Below are 3,316 nucleotides of genomic sequence, written 5' to 3' on the forward strand. Positions count from 1 at the left end.
GCCCCGGACACCCCGCCGGAAACCGTCCCCGATCAGGAGAGTGGAGCCCGTGCCCCCGACATCCGGCCCGGCGGGATCGACGACCGCCACACCCACCACGACCGCCACACCCACCACGATGGAGGGGCGCCCCGTCGAATCCCTCGGCCCCGTCGAGCCCGTCGACCCGGTGGAGGCCGTGCTCGGCCCCGATGGCGTGGTGGCCCGGGTGGTCCGAGACCGCCCCCGGGAGCCGGCCGTGCCGCTGTGCGTCTCGCACACCGCCCACCTCGTCCCCGGCCCCGGCGTGGTGGACCCCGCCACCGGCGGTGCCGCCCTCGGGGACCCGGACCGCTCCCGCCGCGCCGCCGTCGGCGAGGCCGTCGAGCGACTGTGCGGCAACGCCGCCCCCGGACATCCACGTGCCGACGAGCCGCTCCGCTCCCACGACGAGCTGACCCGCGCCGGTCGGCCCGCCCTGGACCCCCGCGCCCTCGTCCTGTACTCCCGGGAACAGTACGCCGCGCGCGGTTTCCCGTTCGTGCCCTTCGAGCGGAACCTGCCCGTCGCCTGGACGACCGGCCACGACCTGTGCCGGAACACCGAACTCCTGGTGCCCGCCTCCCTGGTGTGGGTCAACCGACCCCGCGATCCGCGACGACCGGAGCCGCCCGTCCACCACCCGCCGCTCGCCGGCACCGCCGCCGACCCCGACCCCGACCGGGCCCGCGCCGCCGCCCTGCGCGAGGTGCTGGAACGCGACGCCGTCACCCGCTGGTGGATCGGCGGCGCCCCCGCGCACCGGCTCTTCGCCGACGCCCCGCCCGGTGACGACCCCGGGGCGGTCGCGCTGCGCCTCGCGCTGGAGCAGGCCGCCGGGGCCGGCCTGCGGGTCGGACTGCTGCGTGTGCCCTGCCCGGTGGGTGTCGTGGTGGCCGCCGCCTTCATCGAGGACCCGGTCCGCCGGCTGGTCGCCTTCGGCAGCGCCTGCCGACCCACCGCCGTGGAGGCGGCGGCCAAGGCGTTCACCGAGGCGATCGGCACGCACGAGGCGTCGCTGGAACTCCTCGACCCCGACAGCGGGTTCCACCGGGCGGTGCGCGCCGGCCGGGTGGACCCCCGGCCCTTCCGGCCGCACCGTACCGATCGCCGGTACGCCCTCGACTTCCGCCCGGACCTGCGGGACGTCAACGACGTCCGCCTGCACCTGCAACTCCACCTCGACCCGGCCGTCCAGGACGCGCGCCTGGACCGGCTGCGCCGGCCGCTCCCCGCGACCGCGTCGCCGGACGGCGCCGAGGAGCCGGTCGGCGCGGACCTGCTGGCCCTCCTCGACCTGACGGGCCGCCACGGACTGCGGGTGATCGCGGCGGACCTCACCACGCCCCGGGTCCGGCGGCACGGCTGGCACGTCGCCCGGGTCATCGTCCCCGGCCTGGTCGGCAACGCCCCCGCCGCCTTCCCCTTCCTCGGCTTCCTCACCGACCCGGAACCGGCCCCGGCCCCGCTCCGGCCGTCGCCGCACCCCGCCTGCCGCTCGTCCTCGCGGTCATCGCCCTCGGCGGCGCGCTCGGCGCCGTCGCCCGGTACGCCGTCTCCCTGGCCTGGCCGACTCCCGAGGGGGCGTTCCCCTCGGCCCTGCTCGCGGTCAACATCCTCGGCAGCGCGCTCATCGGCGTGCTGGTGCCGGCGGTCACCGACCGGGCCGCGCACCCGCTGCTGCGTCCGTTCCTCGGCACCGGCCTGCTCGGCGGGTTCACCACCTTCTCCGTGCACGCCGTGGACATCGAGCGACTGATCGCCGAAGGCCGCGCGATGGTCGGCCTCGGCTACGCGGCGGCCAACCTGGTCGGCGCGCTGTTCACGGTGTGGGCCGCCTCCGTGCTCACCCGGCGTGTGCTGAAGCGTTCGCGCCGGGCCTGCGGCGCCGGCGGGAGGAGCGCGTCATGACGTGGTGGTGGGTCGCCCTCGGCGGTGCACTGGGGGCCTGTCTGCGCTACCTGATCGACACGGGTGTGCAGGCCCGACTCGGCTCGGCCCTTCCCTTCGGCACGCTCACCGTCAACCTGCTGGGCAGTCTGGCCCTCGGCGCGCTGACCGGAGCCGTCCTGGCCGGCGCGGCGGGCGACACGCTCGCCCTCGCGCTGGGCACCGGGCTGTGCGGGGCGCTGACCACCTACTCCACCTTCTCCTGGGAGACCCTGCGGCTGTGGGAGAGCGGCGCCCGGGGTCCGGCGGTGCTCAACGCGGTGGGGAGCGTGGTCGCGGCGGTCGGCGCGGCGGCCCTCGGCCTCGCCGTCGCCTCCGCCCTGTGGGGGTGAGCGCGGCGGCGTCCGCCCCGTCGCACCCGGGGCCCCCGGCCGGCGCGCCGTCGGCGGACCACGCGGCCGGGTCACCCCGGGGCGACGGCCGCCGGTCCGGCGAGGAGCAACAGGCCCACGGCGGCCACCGCCACCACCAGCACCGCGTTGAAGGCGGCCCGCGACCCCGGTCGCCGCCCGCGCACCAGACCCGCTCCCACCACCAGCGCCGCCACCGGCAGCACCGCGACGCGCCCGTCCGCCGTCACCCCGTCGGACCCCGCCGGGCCCGTCACCAGCAGCCCGGCGGCCCCCAGCACCAGGAAGCCCGCCACCACCCGGCTCACCGCGGCGCCCCACCGGTGCGGCAGACCGCGCACCCCCACCGCCGCGTCGTCGGCCAGGTCCGGCAGCACGTTCAGGAAGTGTGCCGCGCACCCCATCAGTGCCCCGGCCGCGGGCAGCCACCACGGCGGCCACGGCGCACCGGGCAGCGCGAGCACGACGAAGGCCGGCAGCAGGCCGAAGGAGACGGCGTAGGAAACCACCGACCAGCGGGTCGACTTCACCCCCAGGTCGTACGCCCAGGCAAAGACCAGGGCGATCAGGTGGGCCGCCGCCGCGAGGAGCCCGGCCGCCACGGACAGCGCGAGGGCCGTGCCGGCGGCGAGCACCGTGGCCACGGCCACCGCCCGCCGGGACACCAGGCCCCGGGCCACCGGCTTGTCGGTCCGCCCGACCCGGGCGTCCCGCTCGGCGTCCACCAGATCGTTGAGCCAGCCCACCGAGAGCTGTCCGGCCAGCACGGCCGCCGTGACCAGGAGCGTCCCGCCGTGGGTGTGACCGACCGCGACCGCCAGGCCGGCGGTGACCGCCGTCACCGCGACGACGGGCAGGGGATGGCAGGCCCCGATCCACGCCGACACGCGTCGGGAAACGATCCGCATGGGGAACGAGTGTGCCAGCCTGTCGGCATGTCGAGCCCGAGCGCACGTCGTGGCCCCACCGTGTCGCCGGCGTCCACGCCGTCGTTCCCC

At 77.5% G+C, this 3,316-nt stretch carries 3 protein-coding genes and 1 pseudogene; 3 read left to right on the forward strand and 1 reads right to left on the reverse strand.

Going from position 1 to position 3,316, the window contains the following annotated elements:
* Window positions 1-118: 118 nt before the first annotated feature.
* The 3 genes and pseudogenes from FNQ90_RS27515 to crcB form a co-directional block, all read left to right on the forward strand.
* Window positions 119-1,357 (forward strand): annotated as a pseudogene (locus FNQ90_RS27515) (YcaO-like family protein); the annotation flags it as partial.
* A gap of 221 nt (window positions 1,358-1,578) precedes the next feature.
* A complete protein-coding gene (locus tag FNQ90_RS17025) occupies window positions 1,579-1,929 on the forward strand; it encodes a fluoride efflux transporter FluC (RefSeq protein ID WP_267133065.1) in 351 nt (116 codons plus the stop codon).
* A complete protein-coding gene (gene crcB, locus FNQ90_RS17030) occupies window positions 1,926-2,300 on the forward strand; it encodes a fluoride efflux transporter CrcB (protein WP_182607170.1) in 375 nt (124 codons plus the stop codon). The genes FNQ90_RS17025 and crcB overlap by 4 nt, the downstream gene beginning before the upstream one ends.
* Window positions 2,301-2,371: 71 nt before the next feature.
* On the opposite strand, the gene FNQ90_RS17035 is transcribed toward crcB, so the two are convergent.
* On the reverse strand, window positions 2,372-3,205 hold the full coding sequence (locus tag FNQ90_RS17035; protein WP_323380021.1) for a UbiA family prenyltransferase: 834 nt from the start codon (window positions 3,203-3,205) through the stop codon (window positions 2,372-2,374).
* Between the last annotated feature and the right edge of the window lie 111 nt (window positions 3,206-3,316).

The sequence above is a fragment of the Streptomyces alkaliphilus genome, from assembly GCF_014141535.1.
GTDB lineage: Bacteria > Actinomycetota > Actinomycetes > Streptomycetales > Streptomycetaceae > Streptomyces > Streptomyces alkaliphilus.